At 60.9% G+C, this 26,042-nt stretch carries 23 protein-coding genes; 5 read left to right on the forward strand and 18 right to left on the reverse strand.

What is annotated here, in order from left to right:
* Nucleotides 1–20: 20 nt before the first annotated feature.
* The 3 genes from R3C98_RS09215 to R3C98_RS09225 all read right to left on the reverse strand — a co-directional run bounded on the left by R3C98_RS09215 (nucleotide 21) and on the right by R3C98_RS09225 (nucleotide 3,584).
* On the reverse strand, nucleotides 21–617 hold the full coding sequence (locus R3C98_RS09215) for a hypothetical protein (protein ID WP_371313815.1): 597 nt from the start codon (nucleotides 615–617) through the stop codon (nucleotides 21–23).
* Nucleotides 618–820: 203 nt separating this feature from the next.
* Nucleotides 821–1,723, reverse strand: coding sequence for a phosphatidylserine decarboxylase (locus tag R3C98_RS09220; RefSeq protein WP_371313816.1), 903 nt, complete (start codon nucleotides 1,721–1,723; stop codon nucleotides 821–823).
* A gap of 25 nt (nucleotides 1,724–1,748) precedes the next feature.
* Complete coding sequence (locus R3C98_RS09225) at nucleotides 1,749–3,584, reverse strand: ABC transporter ATP-binding protein/permease (protein WP_371313817.1); 1,836 nt, start codon at nucleotides 3,582–3,584, stop codon at nucleotides 1,749–1,751.
* Nucleotides 3,585–3,700: 116 nt separating this feature from the next.
* Here R3C98_RS09225 and R3C98_RS09230 point away from each other — a divergent pair, with 116 nt between their 5' ends.
* Complete coding sequence (locus tag R3C98_RS09230; protein WP_371313818.1) at nucleotides 3,701–4,291, forward strand: TIGR00730 family Rossman fold protein; 591 nt, start codon at nucleotides 3,701–3,703, stop codon at nucleotides 4,289–4,291.
* 10 nt (nucleotides 4,292–4,301) lie between these two features.
* On the opposite strand, the gene secF is transcribed toward R3C98_RS09230, so the two are convergent.
* The 10 genes from secF to R3C98_RS09280 all read right to left on the reverse strand — a co-directional run bounded on the left by secF (nucleotide 4,302) and on the right by R3C98_RS09280 (nucleotide 12,849).
* Nucleotides 4,302–5,294 carry a protein translocase subunit SecF gene (secF, locus tag R3C98_RS09235; protein WP_371313819.1) on the reverse strand — a complete coding sequence of 331 codons (993 nt, stop codon included), beginning with the start codon at nucleotides 5,292–5,294 and terminating at the stop codon, nucleotides 4,302–4,304.
* A 16-nt stretch (nucleotides 5,295–5,310) separates the two neighbouring features.
* Nucleotides 5,311–6,915 (reverse strand): protein translocase subunit SecD, encoded by a 1,605-nt coding sequence (gene secD / locus R3C98_RS09240; protein ID WP_371313820.1) that lies wholly within the window; start codon nucleotides 6,913–6,915, stop codon nucleotides 5,311–5,313.
* Nucleotides 6,916–6,966: 51 nt separating this feature from the next.
* On the reverse strand, nucleotides 6,967–7,338 hold the full coding sequence (gene yajC / locus R3C98_RS09245; RefSeq protein WP_371313821.1) for a preprotein translocase subunit YajC: 372 nt from the start codon (nucleotides 7,336–7,338) through the stop codon (nucleotides 6,967–6,969).
* A gap of 93 nt (nucleotides 7,339–7,431) precedes the next feature.
* Complete coding sequence (locus R3C98_RS09250; protein WP_371313822.1) at nucleotides 7,432–8,085, reverse strand: protein-L-isoaspartate(D-aspartate) O-methyltransferase; 654 nt, start codon at nucleotides 8,083–8,085, stop codon at nucleotides 7,432–7,434.
* Nucleotides 8,073–8,834 (reverse strand): 5'/3'-nucleotidase SurE, encoded by a 762-nt coding sequence (gene surE / locus R3C98_RS09255; protein WP_371313823.1) that lies wholly within the window; start codon nucleotides 8,832–8,834, stop codon nucleotides 8,073–8,075. The genes R3C98_RS09250 and surE overlap by 13 nt, the downstream gene beginning before the upstream one ends.
* Complete coding sequence (gene serS / locus R3C98_RS09260) at nucleotides 8,831–10,111, reverse strand: serine--tRNA ligase (RefSeq protein WP_371313824.1); 1,281 nt, start codon at nucleotides 10,109–10,111, stop codon at nucleotides 8,831–8,833. The genes surE and serS overlap by 4 nt, the downstream gene beginning before the upstream one ends.
* 47 nt (nucleotides 10,112–10,158) lie before the next feature.
* The gene (locus R3C98_RS09265; protein ID WP_371313825.1) at nucleotides 10,159–11,286 is read right to left on the reverse strand and encodes an NYN domain-containing protein; all 1,128 of its coding nucleotides are present in this window, start codon (nucleotides 11,284–11,286) and stop codon (nucleotides 10,159–10,161) included.
* 87 nt (nucleotides 11,287–11,373) lie between these two features.
* Nucleotides 11,374–12,198, reverse strand: a complete 825-nt coding sequence (gene tatC, locus R3C98_RS09270) for a twin-arginine translocase subunit TatC (RefSeq protein ID WP_371313826.1) — start codon at nucleotides 12,196–12,198, stop codon at nucleotides 11,374–11,376.
* A complete protein-coding gene (gene tatB / locus R3C98_RS09275; protein ID WP_371313827.1) occupies nucleotides 12,195–12,611 on the reverse strand; it encodes a Sec-independent protein translocase protein TatB in 417 nt (138 codons plus the stop codon). The genes tatC and tatB overlap by 4 nt, the downstream gene beginning before the upstream one ends.
* Before the next feature lie 22 nt (nucleotides 12,612–12,633).
* Complete coding sequence (locus R3C98_RS09280) at nucleotides 12,634–12,849, reverse strand: Sec-independent protein translocase TatA (RefSeq protein WP_371313828.1); 216 nt, start codon at nucleotides 12,847–12,849, stop codon at nucleotides 12,634–12,636.
* Between the two features lie 84 nt (nucleotides 12,850–12,933).
* On the opposite strand from R3C98_RS09280, the gene xth reads away from it, so the two are divergent.
* Nucleotides 12,934–13,710, forward strand: a complete 777-nt coding sequence (gene xth, locus R3C98_RS09285) for an exodeoxyribonuclease III (protein ID WP_371313829.1) — start codon at nucleotides 12,934–12,936, stop codon at nucleotides 13,708–13,710.
* On the opposite strand, the gene R3C98_RS09290 is transcribed toward xth, so the two are convergent.
* The 4 genes from R3C98_RS09290 to R3C98_RS09305 all read right to left on the reverse strand — a co-directional run bounded on the left by R3C98_RS09290 (nucleotide 13,707) and on the right by R3C98_RS09305 (nucleotide 18,164).
* A complete protein-coding gene (locus R3C98_RS09290) occupies nucleotides 13,707–14,483 on the reverse strand; it encodes a hypothetical protein (RefSeq protein ID WP_371313830.1) in 777 nt (258 codons plus the stop codon). The two genes, xth and R3C98_RS09290, sit on opposite strands and share 4 nt — an antisense overlap.
* A 14-nt stretch (nucleotides 14,484–14,497) precedes the next feature.
* Nucleotides 14,498–16,096, reverse strand: coding sequence for a hypothetical protein (locus R3C98_RS09295; RefSeq protein WP_371313831.1), 1,599 nt, complete (start codon nucleotides 16,094–16,096; stop codon nucleotides 14,498–14,500).
* A 110-nt stretch (nucleotides 16,097–16,206) separates the two neighbouring features.
* On the reverse strand, nucleotides 16,207–17,139 hold the full coding sequence (locus tag R3C98_RS09300; protein WP_371313832.1) for an alpha/beta fold hydrolase: 933 nt from the start codon (nucleotides 17,137–17,139) through the stop codon (nucleotides 16,207–16,209).
* A gap of 206 nt (nucleotides 17,140–17,345) precedes the next feature.
* Nucleotides 17,346–18,164, reverse strand: a complete 819-nt coding sequence (locus R3C98_RS09305; RefSeq protein WP_371313833.1) for a metallophosphoesterase family protein — start codon at nucleotides 18,162–18,164, stop codon at nucleotides 17,346–17,348.
* A 203-nt stretch (nucleotides 18,165–18,367) separates the two neighbouring features.
* Between R3C98_RS09305 and R3C98_RS09310 the strand changes: the two genes are divergently transcribed.
* Nucleotides 18,368–20,047 carry a hypothetical protein gene (locus R3C98_RS09310; protein WP_371313834.1) on the forward strand — a complete coding sequence of 560 codons (1,680 nt, stop codon included), beginning with the start codon at nucleotides 18,368–18,370 and terminating at the stop codon, nucleotides 20,045–20,047.
* A gap of 22 nt (nucleotides 20,048–20,069) precedes the next feature.
* On the opposite strand, the gene R3C98_RS09315 is transcribed toward R3C98_RS09310, so the two are convergent.
* Nucleotides 20,070–21,602 (reverse strand): acyl-CoA carboxylase subunit beta, encoded by a 1,533-nt coding sequence (locus tag R3C98_RS09315; protein ID WP_321489958.1) that lies wholly within the window; start codon nucleotides 21,600–21,602, stop codon nucleotides 20,070–20,072.
* A 1,204-nt stretch (nucleotides 21,603–22,806) separates the two neighbouring features.
* Here R3C98_RS09315 and R3C98_RS09320 point away from each other — a divergent pair.
* The gene (locus tag R3C98_RS09320; protein WP_371313835.1) at nucleotides 22,807–24,633 is read left to right on the forward strand and encodes a DUF1800 family protein; all 1,827 of its coding nucleotides are present in this window, start codon (nucleotides 22,807–22,809) and stop codon (nucleotides 24,631–24,633) included.
* A 9-nt stretch (nucleotides 24,634–24,642) separates the two neighbouring features.
* Nucleotides 24,643–26,037: a DUF1501 domain-containing protein gene (locus tag R3C98_RS09325; RefSeq protein WP_371313836.1), complete on the forward strand. Its 1,395-nt coding sequence runs from the start codon at nucleotides 24,643–24,645 to the stop codon at nucleotides 26,035–26,037.
* The last annotated feature ends 5 nt before the right edge of the window (nucleotides 26,038–26,042 follow it).

Below are 26,042 nucleotides of genomic sequence, written 5' to 3' on the forward strand. Positions count from 1 at the left end.
GTCCTGATTTTGGAGAGACCTCAGCCCGTATCGGGATCCGGCCAGGCCTTCAGCGCTTCGATCAGCTGAACGGTGAGCCCGCCCGAGACGAGGGCCACGGCAGCCAGCATCCGGTGCGTGTTCGGGATGGGCGGCACATGCGGCCGGGCTTCGCCAGCCGCCTGCCAGCGCTGGATCGTGCGGGCCAGGCATCTCGCCCGGCGCTTGTGATGTTTCATCGTGTCCAGCATGGCCTGCCACCGCGCGATCAGCGGCGCGGCGGGGACGGGTCCGGGCACGGGCAGCATCACCGGGCCTTTCAGGAAGTGTGGGCAAGGCCGCGATGGCGCAGGCACCATGGTGAAGATGTAGCGGTATTCGGCGTCGGGAGTCTTCGGCGCGTAATAGTTGCTGCCGATGCGCGGCTTCAGCGGCGCGAGATCCATCTGCAGCGCCAGCAGGAAGATCAGACGGCGGAGCAGCACGGCCAACCGTTTCAACTCCGCGCGCACACGCCGGTTCACCGATTTCGAGATCGTTTCAGGCGTCTTGTAGAGATCGACATTCACGCCCGCCTTCGCGATTGCGCGGGCGAGCGTGTTGAAAGCCTGAGAGAGGTAAGCGGTGCGGTCTGTCATGGCGGGGAGAGTGGCACGGAGGCTTATCCGACGAACTCACCCCTACCCCACTTGCCGAAGATGCCTGCCTGCGCAGGGGTCTGCGGGGGTGGAGAAATGGTCCTGACCTATCCATTCTGACATGCGCATGACCAGCGGCGCACAAATCATGTCTCCGGCATGATCATGCATGACCAGCCATGACTATACCGGACTATAGCGGATCAATCGCCTTCTTCGGAGCGGCGGGCGGCTTCGCGGAGGCGGGCGAAGAGGATGGCCGGGTCTTCTTCCGAAACGTCGGCATCCTCAGGCGAGACATATTGCTCGTCGTCTTCATCTTCTTCAGCGAGCACCGGTTCGAAGGGGTCTTCCTCCGCAACGCCTGCCGCGGCCTCGCGCTGGATTTCAAATGCCTCTTCGATATCGTCATCATCCGCGTCGTGTGCATCGGAGCGGAGGCGTCCGATCACGGTCTCTCCGCCCACCAGCGATTGGCCGGGCCAGATCAGCTTGCCGGAGCTGACCGGAATGTAGAGGTCGCACCAGCCGCCCAGACGGCGCGTGCCGCACGGTTTGCCGAGGCGGGCAATGTCACCGGCATTCATGTCGATCTCGATGCGCGGGCCGAAGCCGCCGGAGGCAAGCCGGATGCCGACCTGCTGGCTGTGGCTTTCGAAGCAGAGCCAGGCACGCGCGAGGCCCTCATCGTCTGCCCGCATGGCAATCGGGATAGACGAGTCGCCCTCCTCCAGCGTGACATGTTCCAGGCTGCCGGAAATCGGCGTGTAGATCTTGTTGGTAGAAACCGGCGCCGACGAAATGCGCACACGGGTGACCACAGGCGTGTGGAAGCGCAATTCCGGCGGCGCCTCCATCTGGGTCACTGAAACGACGATGCCGTCACACGGCGCAACGATGCCGCTCGCCAGTTCCGGCGGGGTCCGCTGGGACCAGCGCGTGGCCAGCAGGGTTGCACCGAACGCGATAAAGCCGAGCCAGAAAAGCGGCGCCCACAGCCAGCCGAGCAGCAGCGCACCGAGGAACACGGCAAAGGCCACGACGATGCCTTCGATGTCGAAACCGCCACTCAGCCAGGGCGTGGACTTGTGCTCCAGGTCATCCATGATTCAGAACGCTTTCTTTTCAGCCCTATTCGGCCGCGAGTTCGAGATTCGCACTGCGGGCCTGTCTTTCCCACATATCAGCATATTTCCCGTGCTTTGACAGCAGGGTCGCGTGGTCGCCCCGCTCGATTACCTGACCGGCTTCCAGAACGAGGATTTCGTCGGCGGATTTCACCGTGGACAGGCGGTGGGCCACCATCAGCGTGGTGCGGCCCTGGGAGGCTTCGTCGAGGGCTTCCTGAACGGCTTGTTCGGTGGCGCTGTCGAGGGCAGAGGTCGCCTCGTCCAGCACGAGGATCGCCGGATCGGAGAGAATGACACGGGCGATGCCGACGCGCTGTTTCTCGCCGCCGGAAAGTTTCAGGCCGCGCTCGCCGACGCGCGTGTTCCAGCCATCCGGCAAAGCATCGATGAAGTCCAGCAGCTGCGCCCGGCGGGCAGCGTCGCGCACTTCCTCGTCCGTCGCATCGGGCCGGGCGTAGGCAATGTTGCTGCGGATCGTGTCGTTGAAGAGGACCACGTCCTGCGGCACAAGGCCGAGCGCGCGGCGCAGCGATTCCTGTGTCAGGTCCCGCACGTCATGGCCATCGACCAGCACACGGCCGGATTTCACATCGTAGAAGCGGAACAGGAGTTTCAGCAGGGTCGACTTGCCTGCGCCGGATGTACCGACAAAGGCGATCTTCTTGCCGGGTTCCAGATCGAAGCTGATGTCCTGCACGCCGACGGCGCGGCCTTCGTGGCTGAAGGAGACGTTCTCGAACTTCACGCTGCCGACCGGATGCGCAAGCTCGATGGCGTCAGGCGCGTCGGTGATTTCGGGCTTCATGTCGAGCAGGCCGTAGAGCTTTTCGAGGTCGACCGCGCCCTGCTTGATCTCCCGCCAGGCCCAGCCGAGGATGTTCAACGGCGCATAGAGCGACAGCATCATCAGCATGACCGCCGTCAGGTCGCCGATCTGCATCGTGCCGTTGATGACGTTCCAGGCTGACAGGACCAGCACCGCCGCAAGGCCGGCATTCATCACGAAGGCCTGCGTGGCGTTCAGGATGTACATGGACCGGACGGTCTCGACATAATGGTGGTTGTAATTGGCCATCGCCTTGCCGAAGCGGGCGGTTTCGCGGCGCTCGGCGGCGAAGGATTTCACCGTTTCGAAATTGGTGAGGATATCGACCGAGGTGGCGCGGAAATGCGTGTCCGCCTCGTTCATCTTGCGGCGCTGGCGCACACGCCATTCGGTGATGATGACCGTGGCGACGACATAGACCGCGATGGTGGCGACCGCGATCAGCGACAGCTTGTAATCATAGGCGAGGCCGAGTGCGATGGAGGCCAGGATCAGGCGCACAAAGGTGGGCCCGATATTGAAGGCCAGGAAGCGGATCAGGTAGTCGATAGCGCTGGCGCCGCGCTCGATCACCCGGTTGAGCGCGCCGGTGCGGCGGGTCTGGTGGAAGTTCAGCGACAGCATCTGGGCATGGCCGAACGCGTCCACACTGGCGAGGCGCTGGGCATCCTGGCTGACCGGGGAGAACAGCCAGTCGCGCAGCTGGGGCATGGCGCCCGCGGCGAAGCGCACACCGATCCCGAAGGCGAGCCAGATGGCCGCTGTGCCGAAGGCTGCCGCAGCGCCGCCGGACGGGGCGACCTGGTTGATCGCATGGCCAACGACCAGCGGCGAGACAACTTCCAGCACGGAGGCGCCGAGCGTCAGCACGATGGCGATGGCGATCACCGGGCGCCACTTCGCCAGTTCCGGCCGCCAGAGCAGCTTCAGGATACGCGAAATCGACGGGCCGAGGCCGCCATCGGCGCTTTCGATCTTGTCGTGGTTCTGGCTGGCGTGCGGAGGACTCATCCATCTGGATATGGGGCCGTTTGAGCCCGCAGGAAACCCGGAAGCGCGGCTTTGGGCCTGAAATCGCCTGAATTTCGCGCTGGCGCGGGCAAAAGGCGCCCCATATGAGGGAAGGAATGAGAAAAGAAAACGAGGTTCAGGGGATGTCGAATTTGCGGTCGGTCTGTGTGTATTGCGGCGCCTCCAGCGAGGTGCGCCCGGACTATATCGCGCTGGCCGAACGGCTGGGGCGGGAGCTGGCCCGGCGCGACATCCGTCTGGTCTATGGCGGCGGCGGTGTCGGCCTGATGGGCGCCTGCGCCCGGGCGGCACACGAATCGGCGGGCGACGTGCTCGGCATCATGCCGCGCTTCCTGCTGACCAAGGAGATGATCTACGAGGATGTGGAGCACCGCATCGTCGAGGACATGCACACCCGCAAGCAGATGATGTTCGAGGAGTCGGACGCGTTCATCGTGCTACCGGGCGGCATCGGCACGCTGGAAGAGGCTGTCGAGATCCTGTCATGGGCCCGCCTCGGCCTGCACGCAAAGCCGATGGCCTTCCTGGACGAGGACGGCTTCTGGACGCCCTTCTTCGAGCTGATGGGCCACATCATCGACGGCAAGTTCACGCCGGAAAGCTTCCGCGAAGCGCTTGTTCACAGCGATACACCGGAAAAGGCGATCGATGCGCTGTGCGACCGGATCGTGATGCTGGGCCAGTGAGGCCCGGCGGTCAGACGCCGGTAAAGCCCTGCACTTCCTCGACCGCCTTCTTGGTGAAGTCCATGCCGAGCGACAGGACGAGTGCCGAAGCGATGAAGATCGACGAATAGGTACCGATAAAGATACCGAAGATCAGCGCAAAGCTCATGCCCTGCAGCACCGGGCCGCCAAGGAAATAGATCGCGCATAGCGAGATCAGCGTCGTGCCGGAGGTCAGCAAGGTACGCGACAGCGTCGTGTTCAGAGCGAGGTCGATGACCTGCCGGTCTGGCATCTTCTTGTACTTGCGGCGGTCTTCCCGGATGCGGTCGAACACGACGACCGTGTCGTTCATGGAATAACCGATGATGGTCAGCAGGGCCGCGATGGACGTCAGGTTGAACTCGATCCGCAGCAGCGCAAACATGCCGAGCGTGATGATGACGTCGTGCGCCAGCGCTGCGATGGCACCGACAGAGAACTGCCACTGGAAGCGGAACCAGATATAGACGAGCATCATGGCCAGCGCGACGACCAGCGCCGTGATCCCGTCCGTGAACAGCTCTTTCGAGACTTTCGGACCCACCGAGTCGTTGCGCAGGAAATCACCGTTTTCGACGCTGAGATCGAAGGCCTCGGAAAGCGTGCGGACGATCAATTCGTTCGTCGCGCCGGAGGCACGCTCCGCCTTCTGCTCGTCCGTCAGCGACTGGAAGTCATCGCCCAGGAGATCCGGAGGCGCTTCGCCGAATTTCACCACGACGATCTCGCGTCCGTCCGTGCCGCTGGCGCTATTGACCTCGGCATTGATCGGCATGGCGGCACGGACAGCCGGCACGGTGACCGCATCGGTCTTGGCCAGTTCCATCACGGTGCCGCCGGCAAAGTCGACGCCAAAGTTCAGACCGCGCGTTCCGAGCAGGAACGCCGAAGCAGCAATCAGGATCATCGAGAACAGAGCCCCCGCAATCCGCAGGTTCATGAAGGGGACGTTCGTCCGTTCGGGCCAATACTTGATCAGCATCGCGTCTCTCCTGCCCCTAAATTCCGAACCGCTTGGGTTTCAGCAGTTTCATGTAACCGACCGTGATCATCCGGGTAACGACATAAGCGGTGAACACCGACGTCACGACACCGATGGACAGAGTCACGGCAAAGCCTTTCACCGGGCCGGAGCCCAGAAGGTAGAGGATCATTGCCGCGATGAGCGTAGTGACGTTCGCGTCCATGATGGTCGACAGAGCGCGCTCATAGCCAGCCTGCGTCGCTGTCCAGGGCGAGCGGCCCTCTCCCTGCTCTTCACGGATCCGTTCGAACACCAGCACGTTGGCATCCACGGCCATACCGATGGTCAGGATGATACCCGCGATGCCTGGCAGGGTCAGCGTGGCGCCGACGCCCGAAAGCCCGGCAAAGATCAGGATGATGTTCGTGGCCAAAGACAACACGGCGAAAAAGCCGAGCACGCCATAGACCATGACCATGAACACGGCCACGGCAGCGAGGCCGATCAGGGCGGCCGAATAGCCGGCATTGATCGAGTCCTGCCCGAGCGTCGGGCTGACGGTCCGCTGGTCGAGGAATTGCAGCTTGGCCGGCATTTCGCCTGCCTCGATGATGGCGGCGAGGTCGATGGCTTCCTGCTGGGTAAAGTTACCGGTGATGCGGACGTTACCACCCGGGATCGGCTCGTTGATGTTCGGGGCCGACATGACGTGATCGTCCAGCACGATGGCGAACTGCTTGCCGGTGTTCTTGGCCGTTGTTTCGTAGAACTTGCGGGCACCGTTGCCATTCAGGCGGAAGGTGATCTGCGGACGGTTCTGTTCGTCAAAGCCCTGCGCCGCATTGGCGACATCAGAGCCGACGATCTCCGGAATATTGTTGACCAGCAGAGGCCCTGTCTGGTCACCGGTCAGAAGACGGTAACCCGGCTTCACGGCGCCAGCCTGTGCGGCCTGGATCGCTGCGGGGCTGGAATCGACCAGATTGAAGGTCATCCGGCCATCGCGGTTCAACAGGTCCTTCAGGCGCTGCGGATCCGGTTCGCCCGGGGCCTCAAGGATGATGCGGTTGATACCCTGCGGCGTGATCGAGATTTCCGACACACCTTCCGGATCGACGCGGCGGCGAACGATGGTCATCGTCTTGCCGAGCGCGTCCTTCAGCAGGGCTTCTTCAGCTGCCTGCGGGACGGTGATCGTGATTGTGTCCTTACCCGAGATGCGCATTTCATACAGCTGCGCGCCGCCAATGACGCCGCCGACGGGGCCGTTCAGCTTCTGCAAGCGCTTCAGCGCATCTTCGGTTCGGTAATTCCCATCAGTATCCGGGCGGGTCAGGCGCACGACCAGTTCCGTCCCTTTGACTTCCGGCAGGTTGAAGATCCGGTCCGAAGCCGGCGTGGTCAGCGCTGAGGACACATCGCGCGACAGCACGTCCAGCCGGTTGGCGACCACTTCATCCGACTCGATTTCCATCATCAGGTAGACGCCGCCCTGAAGGTCCAGCCCCAGATTGACGCCTTTCTTCGGCATCCAGCCCGGCGCACCGGACATGTTCGCCACGTTCGGAAGCGCCAGGATGACGCCCCATAGAAGAATTACAGCGATCAGGCCGATCTTCCAGGGTGGAAACTGAAGCATGTGGGAATCCTTGAATGGCCGCGCCGGGGGCGTCAGGCTCAGTCGTTGGGCCTAGTCGTTTGCGGCGACCGGTTCGGCCTTGCCGCGCACCTCGATGACCATGGTCTTGATGACGCGAACCTTCACGTTCTCGCCAAGGTCGAGGGAAATTTCGTCGTCGAACACCTTGTTCACCTTGCCGACGAGACCGCCGGAGGTAACCACCGTGTCACCGCGCTTCAGGGCCGTCAGCATCGTGGAGTGCTTCTTGGCGCGCTGCTGCTGCGGGCGGATCAGCAGGAAGTAGAAGATGGCAACCAGGCCGATCGGCATGATCAGCAGTTCGAACAGGCCGCCGCCCGGACGGGCGCCTGCTTCCTGGGCTGCTGCCGGAAGCACCGACAGGACCGCTCCGATAAGCAGCGCTACGTGCTTGTTCGCCATGATTTTCCTCGCTTCTGGCCCCTGAAAAAGATACGCCCCTATAGCTGTGGCCGCGGGGATTGGCAAACAAGGGCTGCAGGCGCGAATTCGCAGTCAGAGCGCCTGTGAAGGGCCCTCACGCAACAGCGGCAACGCATGCCGGAAACCTAAACGCTCGCGTTCACCATTTTCGTGCAGGCGCATCAGGACCTGCCCGTCGGATGTGGCCACCGGCGCGACCAGAACACCGCCCTTGCCGAGCTGGCCCAGAAGGACGTCGGGAATCTCCTTTACGGCCCCTGCCAGCAGGATGCGGTCGTAGGGCCCCCGCTCCAGCCAGCCGAGCAGGCCGTCGCCGCTGCGCACCGCCAGGTTGGAGAGTTCAAGGTCCACAATTCGCCGCCGGATCGCCTCCGTCAGCATGTTGAAGCGCTCTATGGCGAACACGTCTGCGGCCAGCTGTGCCAGCAGCGCGGCGGTATAGCCGGACCCCGCACCGACCAGCAACACACGGGAATTATTACCTTTTCTGAGATCCAGCGCCTGAATCAGCTGACCCGTGGTGACCGGGCGTGGGATGATCTGTCCGCACGGAATCGGCACCATGGCGTTCTCGAAGGCGAGCTGGGACAGGGCCGGATCGTCGATGAAAGCGGCGCGGTCGATGGTTTCCATGGCCTGCAGCACGCCGTCATCGGTCACGCCCTCCTGCCGCAGGTGGAGGACGAGCCGGGCTGCTCGAAAGGGATCGGCGATCAGGCCTGCCATGACTCCCGGAGCTTTTGGAGGAACGCCTCGTGCGTCAAGTCCACATGTAGCGGAGACACCGAAACATAGCCCTCATAGATCGCTCTTAAGTCAGTTCCTTCGTCAGGCTTCGACAATTTGCCCTTGTAGCCGATCCAATAATAATCGTTGCCGCGCAAATCCTCGCGCCGGTCTGTGTGGATGATCGACTCATCGCGGAAGCCCTGCCGGGTGATTTTCACGCCGCGGACGTCCTCCGGCTCCACGTCCGGGAAATTCACGTTCATGACCACATCGTCCGGCCAACCGATGTCGAGCAGCGGACGCAGCGTCTTTGCGCCCCAGGTCCGCGCCGTGTCCCATGGCAGGGAGCCGCGGTCCCGGAAATTCTGGGACTGGCTGAGCGCAATCGACGGAATGCCCAGCTGCATTCCGAACATGGCCGCCGCGATCGTGCCGGAAAAGCTCGTATCCTCGGCGATGTTCTGGCCGCGATTGACGCCGGAGAGCACAAGGTCCGGCTTCTCGGGCATCAGGTCATGCGTTGCCAGCAGCACACAGTCAGACGGCGTGCCGGTGATCGCGAAGGCGCGGGCGCCGACCTTGCGGGTACGCACAGGATGCGTCAGCGAGATCGCGCGGCCCTTGCCGGACTGTTCCTCTTCAGGCGCGGCAATCCAGATATCGTCCGAAAGCTCCTTGGCGATCTCCTCCAGAACCGACAGGCCGGGGGCATTGATGCCGTCATCATTCGTGAGGAGGATTCTCACGAGATCACCTCAAGGCCGCCGAGGTACGGGCGCAGGGCTTCGGGGACGGTGATGGAGCCGTCTTCGTTCTGGTAATTCTCGATCACGGCGACCAGCGTGCGGCCGACCGCGAGGCCGGAACCGTTCAGCGTGTGCACGAATTCCGGCTTCGCACCGGCTTCCGGGCGGTAGCGCGCGTCCATGCGGCGGGCCTGAAAGTCCCCGCAATAGGAGCAAGAGCTGATCTCGCGATAGGTGTTCTGCGATGGCAGCCAGACTTCGAGGTCATAGGTCTTGCGCGCCCCTGCTCCCATGTCGCCCGTGCAGAGCAGCATGCGGCGGAACGGCAGGTCGAGACGCTTCAGCACTTCCTCGGCGCAAGCCGTCATGCGCTCCAACTCGGCAAGGCCTTCTTCTTCGTTCGCGACGATGGAGACGAGTTCCACCTTGTTGAACTGGTGCAGGCGGATCATGCCTTTCGTGTCCCGCCCGGCACTGCCCGCTTCCGAACGGAAGCACGGCGTGTGCGCCGTGAAGCGCTTCGGCAGCTCGCCCGACTCGATAATCGTCTCACGGACGATGTTTGTGAGAGACACTTCTGCCGTCGGAATCAACCAGTGATCCGCTGTCGTCTTGAACAGATCTTCGGCAAATTTCGGCAATTGCCCTGTGCCGACCAGCGCCTGGTCCTTCACCAGAAGCGGCGGCGAGCATTCCGTGTACCCATGTTCGAGGGTCTGCAGGTCCAGCATGAAGGATGCGAGTGCACGCTCCAACCGGGCGAGCTTGCCCGAGAGCAGCACGAAGCGCGCGCCGCTCATCTTGGCGGCGGTCTCGAAATCCATCATGCCGAGGGCTTCGCCGAGGTCGGCGTGGTCCTTAGGCCCATTGATGCCTTTCGGCGTGCCCCAGCGGTGCTGTTCGACATTGCCTTCTTCGTCCTGGCCTTCCGGCACATCGTCCAGCGGCAGGTTCGGCAGGCCGTAGAGCAGCTCGTTCAGCTCGCCCCGGGCGGCCTCTTCCTGCTCGGCGCAGGCTTCGATCGTGTCTTTCGCTTCAGCCACAACCGCGCGCAGGCGCTCGAACTCCGCCTCATCGCCAGACGCCTTCGCCTTGCCGATCAGTTTGGACGTTTCATTGCGCAGCTTTTCGGCTTCCTGCTTGTCGGTCAGGGCCGTACGCAGGGCGCCGTCGTGGCGGTGAATATCGTCCACCGCATTGCCGAGGCCCGGCTTGCGCCGGTTCCAGGCCTTGCGGAAGGCTTCAGGGTTTTCGCGGATCGCGCGGAGATCAAACATCGTGGCGGGCCTTTGATGACTTTTAGGGTCTTCTTCAGCCCCTGCCTCTAATCCGCTGCGGCAGGCACGTCCACTCGCGTTTCAGCCGCAGCCGGCTTTTCTGCCGGCTTCCCGGCGGCAGCCTCGGTCACTTTTTCCGGCGCCTTCCCATTCGTTTTCTCAGGAGGCTTCTGCTGAGCCGTCTCCTGAGGCGGTTCCGGCCTTTTTGGCGGCGGGGCCAGCGGCGACGGCACGCCGACCATGCGCCCACGGCGGCCGCGCGCCCCGCGAACCCGGCACACGATCCGCACAGTCTTGTCGGCGAGTTCCGTGACCTCGATGTCCGGGTTCTCTTTCGACAACTTGAGCATCATCGTCTTGAAGTTCTTCTGGCCGAGCCACGGCTTCACCCGATTGCCATACTTGGTCTGGAAGCCTTCCATATCCTCCAGCGCGCGGATCACCTTGTTGCGCGGCAATGGCTGATCCGGTGTGCGGGCGCCGAGTTGCATGACGATATCTGCGGCAAGGCGCATCTGCAGGACAGCTTCCGGTGTGCCATTTGACTTCTCGGTCCGAACCGCGTCGCGGACTTTCTTCATCAGGGGCGAGCGGCGCTCTGCCTGCTGGCGCAACGGGGCAATGACCGGCGGATCTGAGCGCAGCTTGTACCATTTGCGCGGCGTGCGCTCGTAATCGAACGCCGCCTTCAGCGCACCAATATGGATCACCCCATCGGCATGTTGAGAGTAGAGTTCATAGGTCGGGTCGGTTTCCTTGCCCGCAGTCACAACACGCAGACCATCGAGCTGGAGCCGGTTCACCACGGGCACAAAATCGGAATCCGTGGTGAGGATGACCATCTCGTCGATACCGCGCATCTCGTGGCGCAGCTCAATCGCATCCATCGTCATGACGATGTCGGCCGAGGATTTGCCTGAAGCGATCTTTGTCTTGGCGTGGGCCCGGCAGTCGAACGTCTCAAAACCCGCTGCCTGAAAGGCATCGCGGTGAACGTCATACTGGCTGTTCCAGTAGACGCGCTTGGAAACGAATTTGCGCCGGCGTCCCTTCTCCGACAGCGCGCCATCGGTCAGCCACAGAAGCCATTTCGGCAACGTGTCGACCAAGGCCATGCCCGTGGCGGCGAAAATGTTATCGAAATCCACGAGCAGTACGCTCTTCAGGCGCGCCACAGTCTACTCCTTGCTTCTCAAGGCCAGGCTCATTTGTAAGGTTCTACATCCGCGCGGTCTTTTCAACCGCGCCGGACAGCGAGACGGTCATTCCGCCGCGGAAGCAGCCTCCCGCTCGGCTTCTTTCTTCTCGATCATCCGCACGCTCAGGATGCCGATTTCATAGAGGAACAGCACGGGTGCCGCCAGCAGGATCTGCGAGATCGCATCCGGAGGCGTAAAGAGCGCCGAAAATCCAAGAATGCCGACAATGGCAAACTTGCGCCCTTTCGACAGGCCTTCGGAGCTGACAACGCCAATCTTGCCCAACAGGGTGAGGATCAGCGGCAGCTGGAACGAAATGCCGAAAGCCAGCATCAGCGCCATCACAAGCGACAGGTAGTCGGCCACCTTGGGCAACATGGTGATGTTGGCAACTTCGCTGTCGGTCAGCTCCATGCCCACGGTGAAGCGTGCGAGCATCGGCAGCATGACATAATAGACGAAAGCCGCCCCGGCGGAGAACAGCATCGGCGCCAGGACGAGGTATGGCCAGAATGCGCCGCGCTCATTCTTGTAGAGGCCGGGCGCCACGAAGGCATAGACCTGCCAGGCGACAAAGGGGAACGCCACGAAGATGCCTGCGAACAGCGCAAGCTTCAGCTTGGCGAAGAAGAACTCCATCGGCGCGGTGTAGATGAAGTCCAGCTTTGCGCCGCGGATCTCCTGAGCCATGCGGGCAAAGGGATCGAGCAGGAATTCATAGATGGCCTGCGCGAAGAAGAAGCAGCCGATCGTCGCGACCGCCAGTGCCAGCAGGCTCCAGATCAGCCGGGAGCGCAGCTCGGTCAGGTGCTCCAGCAGCGGCGCGCGGGAGGTTTCCACCTCATCCACGATCTCGGGCTGTTCGTCCTTGGGGGGCGTGTGGCTCATGCCGGATCCCCCTTCGGTTCTGGTTCCGTGCCGGCCTCGGGCTTCGCGTCCGGTTCGGCTGTTGCCTCAGATGTCTCCGGCGCCGATTGTTTCGCGAGCTTTTCAGCCGCTTCAGAGCGCGACTGCGCCATGACGGCCGAGTTCACATCCTTCTCATAGTCGGAAAGGTCGCTGGTCGCCTGTTTCAGCGAATTGGAAATCTTCAGTTCCTCGATTTCCTTGCGCAGGTCTTCCAGCTCGCTCTGACGCGCGATGTCGTCAAAGGCAGCCTGGAATTCGCGCGCCATGGCGCGGCCCTTGCCCACGAACTGGCCAAGACGGCGCATCATCATCGGCAGGTCCTTTGGACCGACGATAATCAGGGCCGCAACGGCCAGCACCATAAGTTCGGTAAAACCGATTCCGGGCAGCATGGGGTGCGCCCTCCGTCAGAGCTCAGGACGAAGCCTTGGTTTCGTCCTTCTGCGGCGTGACATCGACCATGTCGTCTTTGTTGACCGCCTTGGGTTCGTCCTCGTCCTTGAGGCCCTTGCGGAAGGCGCCGATGCCTTTGGCCATGTCGGTCATGATGCCGGAAATCCGGCCCCGTCCGCCAAACAGAAGCAGCGCGACGATCACAACGATCAGCATTTGAATCCAGCTGGGGGCCATGCCGGGGGTCTCCTTGAAGTTTCAGGGAGTATAAGGGCCGTAACTGGCTGGAACAATGGGGCGAAGCTGCTTAAAGGTCAGCGCATGCGTATTGCCACTTGGAACGTCAATTCGATCAAAGCGCGCTTCCCGACTGTGCAGGAAGTGCTGCAGAACATCGATTGCGATGTCGTTTGCCTTCAGGAACTGAAGTGCGAGACGGATGCCTTTCCCTACATGGAACTGGAAGAAGCCGGCTGGAACTGTGCCGTGCTGGGCCAGAAATCCTATAATGGCGTGGCCCTTCTCTCGAAATATCCGCTGGAGGATGTGACCAAAGGCCTCTCCACCATGGAGGACGACCAGGCCCGCTTCATCGAGGCGCTGGTCATGGCCGAGACACCTTTCCGCGTCGGCGGGCTCTATCTGCCGAACGGCAATCCGGCGCCGGGGCCTAAATTCGACTACAAGCTCGAATGGATGGAATGCCTGCTGGGCCATGCCCGCGAGCGGCTGAAGGCCGAGGAGCCTTATGTCCTCTGCGGCGACTACAACACGATCCCGACGGCCGTGGATTGCTGGGACGAGACCAAATGGGCCGATGATGCCCTCGCTCTGCCCGAAACGCGCGAAGCCTTCCGCCGGATCAAGAACCTCGGCATGGCGGACGCCTTCGAGATCACCGACGGCCGCGCCCACCAGTACACATTCTGGGACTATCAGGGCGGCGCCTTCCAGAAGGATCACGGCATCCGGATCGACCATTTGCTGGTCTCCCCGCAAGCCGCCGACCGGCTCCAATCCGTCGAAATCTACCGCAAGGCCCGCGCGCTGGAGAAGCCGTCAGACCATGTGCCTGTGATTGGCGTGTTCGAGGACTAGTTCACAGAGCCGTAGGTCGCGCCGGCGTCGTTGAAGTAGGCGCGCCAGAAGCCTTTCACGTCTGCGACCGGCAGGTCATAGATCTGGCGGGGGACGACGCGGGCGACGACGTCGACGCCTTCGAGCTTCGGCTTCGTCTCGGCCAGTTCCGATTCCAGATAGGCGTCATAGTCGGCGCCCTTCTTGTAGAAGGAGAAGCCGCCGGAATGCTGCATCAGGTCTGACACGAGCACGACGCGGCGCCCGGCCTGTTGTGGCTGGAAGTCTGCGCGGTCGGAGATGGAATAGATCGCTTCGCTGAGCGGTGAGCTCGGCTGCTCCTTGTCCATCAGCGCTTCTTCCACCGTGCCGACCAGCGGCTGGTAGAATTTCTTCTGCCAGGACTGTTCGATCATTTTCGGGTTCTGCGTGATCGGGTTCGCCGCCGCTGCGCTGCCCGGCGAGCAGGACGTGTACAGAACTTTTGGGTTGTAAGGCGACGCCGCATTGGGAACCATCACGCTCAGCTTGCCGAACTTCGGCAGAGCGCGAGCCTCTTCGTTCACAAGCTCACGTACCCAGTCCATGTCGTTCGGATTGAAGGGGTCAGACTGGTCGATCAGCAGGATCGTGTGCGCCGGGTCCTTGTGATCCAGACGGCAGCTGGTGTCCGGCGCCACGGCCGGCGGCTGGCTGAAAGCGACCAGCGCAAACAGGCCGAACACGCCGGTCAGCATGGCACCGATGGTGCCACGCCAGAACCAGGGACCTCGAGTACTCCTGCGACGTGCCATGACCGGTTATCTCCTCAGGCGCGGCGGGCCTGGTCAACAGGCACATGGGTGGAACCCTTGACCTGTTTGACCTCACGGACCTTGCCGATTTCTTCGACGACTTTCTTCTCGATGGAGGACAGGCCCTGCTGGACCTGCTGGATGTGCTGTTCCAGCCATTCACGGCAGATGTTCAGCGCCGTGATGTTGTTGTCGATGGTCTTCATCGCGGCCTGCGCCTGCTCACGCTCCTTGGCCATCTCGTAGGACGGCAGCTGCGGCGTGACGATCTCGTCAAAATAGGCCGGGCACGGGGCCTGGTCGCCAAGGCGATCGCGGTTCGCATTACGAGCCCGGCGATGCGCCTGACGGTACGCCACTTTCAGGCTGCGCTCCTGATCGGCGGCGCGGGACGCAATCGCGATGGCGAAGTCACGGCGGGCATCGAGCAGGTTCATCGCCTTCTCGATCTCGCGCTTGGCGGCGACGTGGCGCGACTGCTGGGTCTCGAACCACTGGCGGCAATTGGTGAAGTAATCCGACAGGTCATCGCGCACAGCATTGCGGACCTGCTGGCGGCGTTCATAGGCCTTGCGCTCCTTGCGCCACACGCGGCCATAGCCCGGATAGCGGTCGGAAATGCGGTCATAGCCTTCATAGATGGCAAGCCCGAAAACCGTCAGCCCCATGAACAACAGGCCGAGCGCAATAAAGCTGTCGAGCGCAAAGATGTTCGGGAACATCGACTTGAACACTTCGGTCGGCGAGATGGAGAAGAGCGAGAACGCCCCCATCTCTCCGGCAGCGTCCGCTGCAATTAGACCGGTCTCCACAGCGTCGCGGAAATGCGCGACGAAGAAGTTCAACAGCAGGCCGGCCACAATGCAGACCGTCGCGATCGTGCCGCCGAAGATTCGCCAGCCGATATTGGCGTGGTTGAAGGCGTAACGCAGGCCGAAGAAGCCGGCGACAACGCCCACGCTCACGTTCACGGCGCTGACGCCGAAGGCGATCATCATGCCGCCGATCAGGCCGTTTGCCTGCGCATCCTTGAACAGGAGCGCATTGAAGCCGCCTTCCAGGATCATGATGAAAACGAGAATCGCAATCGCCTGTTCGACATTCTTCTTGATGTCCGGCGTGCGGTCACCGATCCGGTCGCCATGACGGGCGCGGAACTGCTGCAGTTCGATAATCGCTGCAGAGTGCGATTCCTTCGCCTCCGTCGTGTCGTCCGTCTCGTAGTGGCGGTATTCGTTTTCTTCCGACTTGATCGCCTCACGCAGCTGGTCGGGATGAATATCGATGGGTGTATAGTCGGCAATATAGTTGCGGACCGTCGCAGAAGCCGTGGACATCCATGTGCCGAGGCCGCGGCGCACTTCCTCGGCGCGCTCAGCGATCATCTGCTCGCGCTCGCTCCACTGATCCTGTGTGATGGCCTCGGACACGGGCAAGCCGTCCTGGGCATCGGCCTTGGCATCCTTGCGGGTCATATGGCGGCTGATTCCAAGCTCGCCCTTGGCGCGCTTTCCTTTCAGGCCATGTTCGGCCAGGTCATTGCGAAGCTCCAGCGGCTTCACCTTGGTCTGACAACCGACATCTGCGCCCCAGCGCACAGTGTTCTTCGCCATAACGCATCCTCATTAACAATACGGGCAGGAAAATTAACTGTCCGCAGAATGGGCTGGAGTGGTTACTGATGCGTGAACCACTTTCTGTTATGTGCAATTCGTAATGTTGATCAGAGCGCGTCGGTCAGAACCGAGAAGAACTCATCGGCTGACTGGTAGATCACGGACATGTCGCCGGACGACAGGTAAGCGACCGGAGGAAGGCCAAGCCGCTCTGCTTCGTGCTCGACGCCGGTCTTCCAGCTGGACGTCGTCTCGGTGCCCGAAACGGTTATTGCCGGGACGTCCCTGAAGCAGCCATCCGACAAAATCGGGTCATCAATCAGGGCATTAGCCAATTCGAACATGAATGTTGGCACATCCAGGCGCGCCTGCAGCATGGAAATGGCTTCCGACATCAGTTCGGAATTGTTCCGCAGGAAAGCGATGTCGCCAAGGCTCTTGCGCCACAGATTCTCGAAGACCCAGGTCTGCCCGAAAACGCCCCACGAACTCTTCAATGCCATCAGCGACAACCGCCCGCCAGCCGGACTGGTAAGGGCCTGCTCCAGCGCTTTGGCGATCCATTCCGGCTGGAACTCGCCCATTTGATCGTAGTTGAAAGCGCAATTTGAGAAGACGCTGAACGTGACTCGCGAATCTCCGGACAGGGTCACGCGTTCGCAGATGGGGTTCGAGCAGCCGAGCCCGACCAGAACCACATCTTCAAGGCCCATTTCCCCGATAAAATTCCTGATCAGGCTGGCCTGGGCATCCAGGTCAGTCAGCGGCGAATTCGCGCCAAAGCCCGGACGGCGAATGGAAATGACGCGAAAACCTGCTGAATTGGCTGTGCGGCAAAAGATTTCGGTCGGCCAGCTGCACATTTCCAGAGACTGCAAGACGATCAGCGGCCGCAACTCCGGCGCGCCATCAATCATGTACTCCAGGGACGTCAAGCCATCCTGATAATGATGTACGTCCCGGCCAACAGGGTCGACGGACGCCGGCCAGGCAGGACCCACGCGCTGATCCATTCCAAAGACGCGCTTGAAAACGGGCATGTTGATCATCCACGGCAACCATCAGACTGAACGCAGCCGGATTTCCGTGCCCGCGAATCGTCGGCATTTTACGTATCAAAGCAGTCTGCTGAAGTCCTACTGAAAAAAATCAGTCCCATTTCGCGCGCCGCAAGCGTGAAGCACCGCACCGAAAACAGGCGTGAGCGCTTTCAATAGTTCGCCGAAAATTACCAATCCTCAGATTGTTATCGAAGCGGGCGGGCGAGCTTCAACTCCCCGCCCGGATGGCTCGGCCAGTCGCTTGTTTTCCGGGGAGCATAGTCGATGCCCGGCACGCTTTCGAAATATGGATTGCCGTCTTCCGGCAAGACGAGCGCAGTCAGTTCGCCGCCATGAACCGCGGCCGTATCGATGCCGGTGGCATGGCTGAAACAGGCAGGTCCACTCAGCCACGGTTGATGGCCGAAAACGACATGGCCGAACCGGCCATCGTAAACCTCCGCCCAGAACGGGTCGCCCAGCTGATTGTCCCCCAACGCAAGGTACTCTCCGGTTTCTGACGAAACATATCTTGTTCGAAGCACCTTGCGAAACGCCTTGGCCCGTTTGCCATGCCACTGCTGCGCCTCTTCCACTGTTTCCGGGAACCTGCGCAGCGTGCCGGGAATGCCGCCATGCACAACCAACACGCCCCATTCCGGCAGGCGCAGGAACGGTATGGCCGTGGCAAGGAAAGCGCGGTCGGCAACGGACAGTTCGGCGTCCAGCGCCGGCAGCTCAAGCGCATCCGCGGCCATCTCACGGGCCACTTTCGGACGCTCGATCGTGTTGATGTGATAGCGCCTGTGCCTGTCTTCATGATTGCCCTCGATGAGGATCACCTCAAAGGGGGCTGTCTCGCTCAGCTGTCGGACAAATTTGACCACGCCTGCCGGGTCCGGCCCCTTGTCGACAAGGTCTCCCACAAAGACCAGCCGGTCACCGGCGCCAAGCCTCAGCTTCTCCACCAGCGCGTCCAATGGCCCGAGCGCTCCGTGCACGTCTCCGATGATGGCTGTATTCACTTGAGTGCCCTTCTTCAGCCTGGACGTAGCAGCCTCAGCGAGCCCCGTGAAGTACGGGGATCAGCCTGTCGTTGAAGCCGAACGATCACATACCCCACGAAAGTTGAATGATGGAGAAATCGCCCTCCGAAAACCATCCGGCAGCGCTTCCATAATGTATTTTATTCCACATAATAAAAAGCTCCTCCGGATTGGAGCATGAAATGAAACCCGGCCTGATAATCGCCTCGCTTGCTGCCACCGCGTTGACTGTATCGGGATGCGCTACGAAGTCTGAACGCACCTTCCGTCAACCCGGCTATGCCGAGCTCCAGGTCCCGCGATCCATTGGCGCCGACTATGTGAAAAGCGGCGACCTGCGCAAAGGTGACTGGATGGGCCGCGGACGCCGCTCAGCAGGCATGAACGGAGTTGCGCGAGAAAAGATACTTATCCTGAACGCTGCGCCTTATATCAGTGAAGACTCTCGCGCCTTGCTGAGCGAAGCGCGGATTTTGGCTGCGCCAGCACCGGACGGGCTGTCAATCCGGACTTCACTTGCCGAAATTGCTGACCCCGTCTCCGGCGCATTCGTAGGCGCCGGTCTTGTTGCCGAAGCGTTTGCAGAAGACTGGCCCGACATGCGCGGGTGTGAGGGAGACCCAATCGGAGGGCTTGTCTGCGGCTTGTTCATCACCTCGGTGATCGTCACCGTCGCGGCCGGTGCAGCGGTCGGCGCCGCTGTCGGCACTGCGGAGATGGTGGAAGAGAACAACCGGAAAAACCTTGCCGAAGATATCAAACGGGATCTGGGAGATATCCGCCCGCTCGCTGAACTGATTGCCAAACTCGAGACCGAATTGGCGTCTCTTCCTCAGGACGCTCCTTCCGTCGACACCGGGCACCCGGGAGAAGCAGAACCGGCGTTCGTTCGTAGCAAAGCCTACAGTCAATGGCTGGTCGCTGGCACACCTGTGATCGGCGCGGACCAGCTTTCACCCGAGGCAACCCTGTCCAAAGCGGCCCTCTCCGCAGTTCCGCCGCCGGGAGAAGAGCACGGACCGGTACTTGCTGTGGGCATCGACAAATTCGGCCTCTACCCTGTGCGCGAAGACGGAAAGCTGTACTACAGCCTGGCAATCGTCTCTGAGCTGACTTTCGCAAGGCCCGTCACCCAGGATTTTCCGGCCAAAGGAGATGAGATCGTACTGACCGGAGGGCAGCATCCCGGGGCGGTGGACTATGTGATCCAGCACCGGAAGTTTCCAGTGATCCAGCCAACATACAGTCTCGAACACTGGCGGGACAAAGGCAGCCCCCTGTTCGCATCGGAACTGGAAGATGCCTTGAAAAGAGCGGCCGAAAGGATGGTGGATTACACCGCCCGGCTCTATCGGCACAGTACCAGAACTGAAGGAGGGACTGCCTATCGCCTTGTTGCGGTGGCGCCGTCCAACAAGGTCGCGACGTTTGGTGACGATCTGGTCTGGGCGCTGAACCCGCTTAATGCATCGGGCACCCCGCCATCGGACAAAAGGTTCAATCCCAGCGCATGCGTGCCAGCGCGTGTTGAGACCAACACGCCATCGTTCAGCTGGCAACCGGTACCCGCAACTCGCAGTGGTGACACGCTTGCAGTGCCGGAGGGTTCGCTGCAGTACGACTTCCGCATATTCGACGATGGCTTGCGGGAAGTTCACCGGGCAGACGCTCTCGACACACCCGACTACATCCTGCCCGATCCGCTTGAGGCAAAAACGGTTTACTACTGGACCGTCAGGGCACGTTTCGAACTGGATGGTGAAACGCGCGTGACGGACTGGGCAATGTGCGGACAGCACTCAGACTATCCGCACGTCCTCGATGAGGCGGTCGAACTCTACTACCCCATCCGGATACGCTGACGGCAGCGGTAACAGTCGCAAATTACAGCGGAATGTTATCGTGCTTCTTCCAGGGGTTTTCCAGCTGCTTGTTCTTCAGCGTGCGCAGCGACTTGGCGACGCGGCGGCGGGTTGAGTGCGGCATGATGATGTCGTCGATATAGCCCTTGCGCGCGGCGACATACGGGTTGGCAAAGTTGTCTTCGTACATCTTCGTGTGCTCGGCGATCTTCTCGGCATCGCCGATGTCTTTGCGGAAGATGATCTCGACCGCGCCCTTGGCGCCCATCACAGCGATCTCAGCCGTCGGCCAGGCATAGTTCACATCGCCGCGCAGGTGCTTGGAGCTCATCACGTCGTACGCGCCGCCATAGGCCTTCCGTGTAATGACGGTGACTTTCGGCACGGTCGCCTCGGCATAGGCGAACAGCAGTTTCGCGCCGTGCTTGATGAGACCACCATATTCCTGCTTGGTGCCCGGCATGAAGCCCGGCACGTCCACGAAGGTGACGATCGGGATGTTGAAGCAGTCGCAGAAGCGCACGAAGCGCGCGGCCTTGCGCGAGGCATCGATGTCCAGAACACCGGCCAGCGTCATCGGCTGGTTGGCGACGAAACCGACGGTCGAGCCTTCGATCCGGCCAAAGCCGCAGAGCACGTTGGCGCCGAATTTCGGGCTGATCTCGAAGAAGTCGCCTTCGTCGGCCACCTTCTCGATCAGCTCACGCATGTCGTAAGGCGAGTTCGGGTTCGGCGGGATCAGCGTGTCGAGGCTCTCGTCGATGCGCTCCACATCGTCGAACACATCGCGGACCGGAGGGTCTTCGCGGTTGGAACCCGGCAGAAAGTCGATCAGGCGGCGCATCTGCACCAGCGCTTCGATGTCGTTCTCGAACGCGCCGTCCACCACGCCGGACTTGGCCGCGTGCACGGAGGCACCGCCGAGCGTCTCGTGGGTGACTTCCTCATTCGTCACGGTTTTCACGACGTCCGGGCCGGTCACGTACATGTAGGAGGTATCTTTCACCATGAAGATGAAGTCCGTCATGGCCGGGGAATAGACGTCACCGCCGGCGCACGGGCCCATGATGACAGAGATCTGCGGGATCACGCCGGAGGAGAGCACGTTCTCCATGAAGATGTCAGCATAGCCAGCCAGCGAGTCGACGCCTTCCTGGATACGTGCGCCGCCAGCATCGAAAATGCCGATGACCGGCGCGCCGACACGGGCCGCAGCCTGTTGCACCTTCACGATCTTCGCGGCGTGGGCCTTGGAGAGCGAACCGCCGAAAACGGTAAAGTCTTTAGAAAAGACATAGACGAGGCGGCCATTCACGGTGCCCTGGCCGGTGACGACACCGTCACCCGGGATGCGCTGGCTTTCCATGCCGAAATCGGAGCACTGGTGCTCCACGAACATGTCGTACTCTTCGAAGCTGCCTTCATCGAGCAGGACAGAGATCCGCTCGCGGGCTGTCAGCTTGCCTTTGGCATGCTGGGATTCGATCCGCCGCTCGCCGCCGCCGAGGCGTGCCTGTTCCCGTTTCTGCTCCAGCGCTTCGATCACGTCCTGCATCCGACCCGGTTCCTTGCCAAAAGAGTGTCACATGTATTGTCCGAAGTGCTTGATAGTCGCACCACATGACTTGGCAAGGGCATGCTGTCGGCTATCTGGTCGCTGCCCTCGCGGATTGCCCTTGCGTCAGCGCTATTTGGCCAGATTTCCCGGCGGATACAATCGATCCACATCGTCAGGAACAATTGCCCAACCATCCGCATTTCCGGCGCGGCCAGCCTGGCGAATGGAAGGCGATTGCCCGCGTTTCGGTCAACCCAGAGCAAATACAGCATTCACTTTAAATCGACGAACAGGGTTTGCGCGTCATTTGCCCCCACAATCCGTTACGCAAGGGAAAGCCGGATTAAGCCGGTCGCGGGTACCAAAACGCCCCGGATGTTCGGTCCGGAGCGTTTCAGCTGTTTTGGTGCGAGGCATGGACGAGATTTAATAGCGCCTTCTGCGTCCTTCAGAGCGAGGTCCACCACCGCGGTGGGGTATCCCCTGAATGTCCGTCACCCAGCCATTTCTGACGGTGCAGCTAACGCTCCTGTCGAAATCGTGCCGCCGACCTTCGAACTCCACCTCGCGGAAGCGAACCGTGTAACCGCGCCGTCCGAAAGGCTGGGCCCAGGCACGACTGTCAAAGTCAACATCACGGAATCCCAATCTGTATGCTTCCCTCTTGATGCCTTTCCGGCATGCCTGGATCGCATCTCGGCTCATACGGTCACGATAGTTGGGAGCGTAACCACGTGAGGCGCCGCGATAACTATATGCGGCCGGACGATAATCATCGCCGCGGTGTCCGATTTCGATGAAGAGCGTAGAATTGTCACCGATACTGGTGCCGATGGCAGCACGGACCGGCGGGCTTTCCGCTGCAGCGGGCAGAGCGAGGAGGGACGACGCAGCAAGGGCAACGGCGGCCGCTCCAGAAGTCATGACGTGTTTCATCATGGCTCTCAGAAATCATACCGCACCAGAACCGTGTCTGAAATGAGCGTTCATTTCCCGTTGTCGGATGAATTTGGTATCGCCGCTTTCGTTTCGCTACCGAAACCTACTGCTTCATCCAAATTCGTGCATCAGGCGAACAAAGCAGCACGTAAAGGACGCAGAACTGCAATTTTTCAAACCATTCCGATAATTAAGGTGACGAAACTCCGTGACACAGGCATGCGGGTGACTAAACCGACAATCCAGAACGGATGGTGGAGCCATGAAGAAATCATTGGCCTGGAAAGCTACAGCTGTATCCCTCGCGGTACTGATGACTGCATGCGGCGGTGGCAGCAGCGGCACGAGCAGCGGTGGAGACACCGGCGGCAGCGTAACAACGCCTATTTCTCCACCTCCCCCACCTCCTCCGCCGCCTCCGCCACCGCCGGCCACGCAGGGAGATTCCGGCTTCGCGACACCGGAAAGCACATCCCGCTTTCTGACCCAGGCAACATTTGGCCCGACAACGGAAGATATCGACGCGTTGACCGGCACCAGCGCCTCGGACTGGCTCGTCAAGGAATTCGCCAAGCCAGCGAGTCTTAACCTGAACTGGGTCATCAACTACATGGAAGTGCCCAGCTCTCGAACGGTCGAAGGCTACATCAATGGTCGCGGCGGTGCCGCACCAACACACTCTTTCTGGATCAACGCAATAACGGCCGACGATCAGCTGCGCCAGCGGGTGGCCTACGCCCTTTCACAGATCATTGTGGTTTCCCACCACGACACCTCCACCATGACCCGCAATCGCCCGCGCGCAGTCGCCTATTACCAGGACATCCTTACACGGAATGCCTTCGGAAACTACCGGGATATCCTGGAAGAGATCACCTACTCTCCCGCCATGGGCCTCTATTTGACCTATTTCCGCAGCGAGAAGGAAAACCCCGTCACACAGCGCATGCCAGACGAAAACTATGCGCGCGAAATCATGCAATTGTTCACGATTGGACTCAACGAGTTGAACCATGACGGCACGGAAAAGATCGGCGCCGATGGCCAGCCAATCCCGACTTACGACAACACCGACGTTACCGGTCTCGCAAAAGTGTTTACTGGCCTCAGCCTCAATACCAACGACTTCTACGCCTCCCTCTGGAATGAACCCGAGAGCCTTCAGTCGACACCCATGAAGATGTTCCCTGCCTATCATTCCACATCGGAGAAAACTTTCCTCGGCACCACGATTCCGGCCGGCACGAGCGGAACGCAAAGCATTGAGATCGCACTCGACACGCTGTTCCAGCACCCGAACCTCGGTCCCTTCCTCAGCCGCCAGATGATACAGCGGCTGGTGACCAGCTCCCCTTCACCTGCCTATGTCGACCGGGTGGCAACGGCATTTGAAACCGGGCGGTATACGCTGCCGGATGGCACTGCCATTGGCGACGGCCGGCGCGGCAACATGCAAACCATGGTGGCAGCCATCCTGATGGACGCTGAAGCACGGTCAGATCAAATGCTTGCCTTCGACACATTCGGCAAGGTCCGGGAGCCTGCCATTCGCTTTGCCCAATGGGCACGCGCCTTCGATGCCTCTGCGGTGACGCCGCAGGATTCTTTCGATCCCTTCACTCCGGCAACAAGCGCCGAACTCGGCCAGTCCCCTTATGAATCCCCCTCGGTGTTCAACTTCTATCGCCCCGGATATGTTGCACCAGGCAGCCTCACCGGCTCTGCGGGCATGACCGTACCGGAACTCCAGATCACGAACAGCGCAACTCTGGTAGGATACGCTAACTTCATGGCGTACTACGCCTTCGCCGAAGCGCTCAACGGCAAAGCCCAATACAGCTCGAGTTTCATTCCGAATTACGCAGACGAGCGGGCCCTGGCCAACAACCCCGCAGCCCTGTTGGATCACCTCGATCTGCTATTGGCATCCGGTCAGCTGAGCGACACAACCAAAAACAATATCGTTCAGACGGTACAGTCCATACCGCTGACCAATGAAAACGTTGCCGGTTATGATGGTCCATTGACCCGGATCGGGACCGCCGTCCTGATGGTCATGACGTCCCCTGATTATCTCGTGCAGCGCTAGGAGACGGACATGAAGCTTTCCCGCAGGCATCTCCTCAAGGGTATCGGCGCTGGCGCTTTTGGCGCGGCAACCCTCACAACGCTCGGCAATGCCATGAACGGCTTCCAGGCCGCGAATGCAGCTGAGGTTACGGGTTACAAAGCGCTCGTCTGCATATTCATGCTGGGCGGATGTGACACGCACGACGTGCTGTTACCCTATGACCAGAGCTCCTATGACAGTTTCCGGAATATCCGCACATCGATGTTCAGCGGGTACAATGGCAGCCGCGACCGGAACCAGTTGCTGCCGTTGTCACCGGTCAATTCCGGGGATTTTGGCGGACGCCAGTTCGCAATGCCGCCTGAAATGAGCGGCCTGCACGGTCTGTTCCAATCCGGCGATGCGGCGTTCGTTGCCAATACCGGCCCTTTGATCCGTCCGCTCAATCGAACACAATGGCAAAACAACTCAGCACAGATTCCCAAGCGGCTGTTTTCACACAACGACCAGCAGTCCACCTGGGTGGCGAGCGCCCCTGAAGGAGCCCAGTACGGATGGGGCGGGCGCTTTGCCGATGCAGCGATTGTGTCCGGAGCAAACTCGAATCGGGAATTCAGCACGATCACAGCCGTGGGCAACGAACTTTTCCTCACCGGGCAGGAAGTACTTCCGTACCAGGTCGGCCTCAATGGTGCCGACGAGATCGGACTACTGACCGAGTTCAATAATTCCAACACGTCGAATCTTCTTCGCCGGCATTTCTCTGCAGCAGACTACGACCAGAGCAATTTTATTGGCCGGGACGTTGCCAGGATTGCCGACAAGTCGGTGGTTCTGAATGAATCCTACAACCAGGCTGTAAAGAACCTTGTCCCGCTTTCCACGCAATTCCCGAAAACCTATCTCGGGTCGCAGTTGCGTGCGATTGCAAACGCAATTGCGATCCGTGACAGCCTGTCAGTACGCCGCCAAGTCTTCTTTGCCGCTACCGGTGGATTCGACACACACTCCTCCCAGGCAGCAAATCTACCGGAACGCCTGTCAGAGGTCTCTGAGGCGATGACCGCATTCCATTCCGCCATGCAGGAGCTGGGGATCGGAAACAGCGTGACGACATTCACAGCCTCGGACTTCGGGCGCACATTGGCTGCAAACGGAGATGGTACAGACCACGGATGGGGCTCGCACCATTTGGTGGTCGGCGGGGCCGTCCAGGGACAACGCATCTACGGCGATGTTCCGCCCCCTGCGTTTGATCATGAGCAGGATTCCGGCCATGGACGCCTGATCCCGACGATATCCGTGGAACAGTATGCTGAACCGATGGGAAGGTGGTTCGGATTGAACGACAGCGAAATCGCCGCGGCATTGCCGAATCTGAGCAATTTCACCGCCGCCAATCCGGCCCGGAATATCCTGTAATATGA

Origin of the sequence: Hyphomonas sp., assembly GCF_041398465.1 — a bacterium.
Classification (GTDB): domain Bacteria; phylum Pseudomonadota; class Alphaproteobacteria; order Caulobacterales; family Hyphomonadaceae; genus Hyphomonas.

Excerpts from the sequence above, each read along its gene's own strand:
- R3C98_RS09215 (WP_371313815.1), bottom strand. The coding sequence starts at position 617 with ATGACAGACCGCACCGCTTACCTCTCTCAGGCTTTCAACACGCTCGCC.
- R3C98_RS09220 (WP_371313816.1), bottom strand. The coding sequence starts at position 1,723 with ATGGATGACCTGGAGCACAAGTCCACGCCCTGGCTGAGTGGCGGTTTC.
- R3C98_RS09225 (WP_371313817.1), bottom strand. The coding sequence starts at position 3,584 with ATGAGTCCTCCGCACGCCAGCCAGAACCACGACAAGATCGAAAGCGCC.
- R3C98_RS09230 (WP_371313818.1), top strand. The coding sequence starts at position 3,701 with ATGAGAAAAGAAAACGAGGTTCAGGGGATGTCGAATTTGCGGTCGGTC.
- secF (WP_371313819.1), bottom strand. The coding sequence starts at position 5,294 with ATGCTGATCAAGTATTGGCCCGAACGGACGAACGTCCCCTTCATGAAC.
- secD (WP_371313820.1), bottom strand. The coding sequence starts at position 6,915 with ATGCTTCAGTTTCCACCCTGGAAGATCGGCCTGATCGCTGTAATTCTT.
- yajC (WP_371313821.1), bottom strand. The coding sequence starts at position 7,338 with ATGGCGAACAAGCACGTAGCGCTGCTTATCGGAGCGGTCCTGTCGGTG.
- R3C98_RS09250 (WP_371313822.1), bottom strand. The coding sequence starts at position 8,085 with ATGGCAGGCCTGATCGCCGATCCCTTTCGAGCAGCCCGGCTCGTCCTC.
- serS (WP_371313824.1), bottom strand. The coding sequence starts at position 10,111 with ATGTTTGATCTCCGCGCGATCCGCGAAAACCCTGAAGCCTTCCGCAAG.
- tatC (WP_371313826.1), bottom strand. The coding sequence starts at position 12,198 with ATGAGCCACACGCCCCCCAAGGACGAACAGCCCGAGATCGTGGATGAG.
- tatB (WP_371313827.1), bottom strand. The coding sequence starts at position 12,611 with ATGCTGCCCGGAATCGGTTTTACCGAACTTATGGTGCTGGCCGTTGCG.
- R3C98_RS09280 (WP_371313828.1), bottom strand. The coding sequence starts at position 12,849 with ATGGCCCCCAGCTGGATTCAAATGCTGATCGTTGTGATCGTCGCGCTG.
- xth (WP_371313829.1), top strand. The coding sequence starts at position 12,934 with ATGCGTATTGCCACTTGGAACGTCAATTCGATCAAAGCGCGCTTCCCG.
- R3C98_RS09290 (WP_371313830.1), bottom strand. The coding sequence starts at position 14,483 with ATGGCACGTCGCAGGAGTACTCGAGGTCCCTGGTTCTGGCGTGGCACC.
- R3C98_RS09295 (WP_371313831.1), bottom strand. The coding sequence starts at position 16,096 with ATGGCGAAGAACACTGTGCGCTGGGGCGCAGATGTCGGTTGTCAGACC.
- R3C98_RS09300 (WP_371313832.1), bottom strand. The coding sequence starts at position 17,139 with ATGCCCGTTTTCAAGCGCGTCTTTGGAATGGATCAGCGCGTGGGTCCT.
- R3C98_RS09310 (WP_371313834.1), top strand. The coding sequence starts at position 18,368 with ATGAAACCCGGCCTGATAATCGCCTCGCTTGCTGCCACCGCGTTGACT.
- R3C98_RS09315 (WP_321489958.1), bottom strand. The coding sequence starts at position 21,602 with ATGCAGGACGTGATCGAAGCGCTGGAGCAGAAACGGGAACAGGCACGC.
- R3C98_RS09320 (WP_371313835.1), top strand. The coding sequence starts at position 22,807 with ATGAAGAAATCATTGGCCTGGAAAGCTACAGCTGTATCCCTCGCGGTA.
- R3C98_RS09325 (WP_371313836.1), top strand. The coding sequence starts at position 24,643 with ATGAAGCTTTCCCGCAGGCATCTCCTCAAGGGTATCGGCGCTGGCGCT.